General features: G+C 46.1%; 1 protein-coding gene and 1 pseudogene. Both read left to right on the forward strand.

Annotated elements, in window-relative coordinates; translation table 11 throughout:
• Positions 1-1,773: YadA-like family protein (locus F896_RS20555; RefSeq protein WP_016164767.1), on the forward strand; the 1,773-nt coding region annotated here is incomplete at its 5' end.
• A gap of 70 nt (positions 1,774-1,843) precedes the next feature.
• Positions 1,844-2,070, forward strand: a pseudogene (locus F896_RS21100) (outer membrane assembly protein BamE); the annotation flags it as partial.

The following is a 2,070-nucleotide window of genomic DNA, read 5'->3' on the forward strand; positions in this document are numbered from 1 at the left end:
GTTCGTGGTGCAGCTGTCGCAGCGAAAACCACCGTCACCGAAGGCAACAATATGGTGGTGACACAATCGACCAATCCAGATGGTAGCACCAACTACGACGTTGCCACTGCTAAAGATGTGAAGTTTGACAGTGTGACTGTAACTGATGCAGAAGGGAATGAAACGATCCTGACGGCAACAGGCACTCAAGTTAAAAATGGCGAAGGCAATAATGCTGAATATGGAGCAAAAGGCATTAACTTGAAAGATCAGGACGGAAATACAACGATCATTAATCCAAATGGTCTTGGTTTTGTCGATCCAGCAGGCAATAACATTGGTCCAAATATTACGGTCAATGGCATTGATGCGGGTAATACAGTGATCACAGGGGTTGCACCAGGACGTGTTGCAGCTGACTCAACCGATGCGATCAATGGCAGTCAATTAAAAGGTGTTGCGGATAGTGTTGCGGGAGCAATTGGTGGAAATACCAAGGTGAATCCTGATGGCAGCATTAGCACAAGTAACATTGGTGGAACAGGTCAAAACAACATCAATGATGCCATTGGTGCGGTAGGAAAAGCGGCACAACAAGCCAAAACGACAGTCAGTAAGGCAGCAGGTGACGAAAATGTCATGGTAAATCGGAGTAGCAATGAGGATGGTAGTACAGATTACGAAATCGGCTTAGCCAAAGACATTAACGTCGACAGCGTAACAACGGGAGATACCCGTCTGGATGGTAATGGGCTGAGCATTGCGGGTGGTCCAAGTGTGACCAAAGACGGCATTGATGCGGGTGATAACAAAGTCACAGGTGTTGCGGATGGTAGCGTTGCAGCAGGTTCTAAAGATGCAATCAATGGTGGTCAACTACATGGTGTAGCGGACAGTGTGAAAAATGTTGTAGGTGGCAAGGCCACAGTGAATCCAGATGGTTCAATTACGACCAGTGATATTGGAGGAACAGGCGCCAATAATATTAATGATGCAATTAGCTCAGTTCGAGGCGCAGCAGCAGCGGCGAAATCAACGGTCAGTAACAAAGATGGCAATATTTTAGTCAGTCCAACTACAAAAGCAGATGGCAGTAAGGATTATGAAGTCGGTTTAGCCAAAGACATTAACGTTGACAGCGTAACTGCTGCCAATCAGGTTAATGTGGGGGGGGCTGAAGGAACCACGATTGCAGCAGATGGTGTGCGTATCGCGGAAGGGCCAAGTATCACCAAAGGCGGTATCGATGCAGGGAATCGTAAAATCACAGCTGTGGCTGATGGTGCAATTGCTTCAGATTCAAAAGATGCAATTAATGGTAGCCAGTTGCATAAGTCATATGAAAACGTTGGTAAGGCATTAGGCGGCGGTGCAGGTTATGACCCAAGTACGGGGTGGACGCCACCAAGTTATGAGGTTGGAGGTGGAAAACATGACAATGTGGGAGATGCACTCAATGCGTTAAATAATGCTGATCAGGCATTAGGAGATCGAATTACCAATCTTGGCGATCAAATGCAACAGGCTTTCTATGACACCAATCAACGTATTGATGATGTCAAAAAAATGGCCAACGCAGGTGTCGCGGCTGCTATGGCACTTGAAACGGCACCTTATATTTCTGGCAAATACACCTACGCTGTCGGGGCTGCTTATCACGGTGGTGAAAATGCGGTTGGGGTGACGCTTCGTAAGACAGCGGACAATGGTCGCTGGTCTCTCACCACAGGTGTTGCCGCAGCGTCACAGGGTGATCCAAGCTTCCGTGTTGGTCTCAGTGGTGTATTTGATTAATTATTTATTTCCGATCTGGAAGAGCTTTACGGCTCTTCCGACTTCTAACAATAATTAAGTGAGAACAGATATGAATAAGATTCAAGCTTTAATGATGATGGCACTTGCGGGCATTGCATTGAATAGTCAGGCAGTAACACCTGTTGAAGCGCAGGGCGAAGTCGAGTTGCAAACGACGGATGAAGTTACTTTTCCTGAGGTAAATAAAAGTTATCTTAAACTGGTAAAACGTTATGAATATAATGATGTTGCCCGTTTAGATGTGGGCATGAACAAAGATCAATTCCGACATATTCT

Origin of the sequence: Acinetobacter genomosp. 15BJ (assembly GCF_000400715.1) — a bacterium.
Taxonomy (GTDB): domain Bacteria; phylum Pseudomonadota; class Gammaproteobacteria; order Pseudomonadales; family Moraxellaceae; genus Acinetobacter.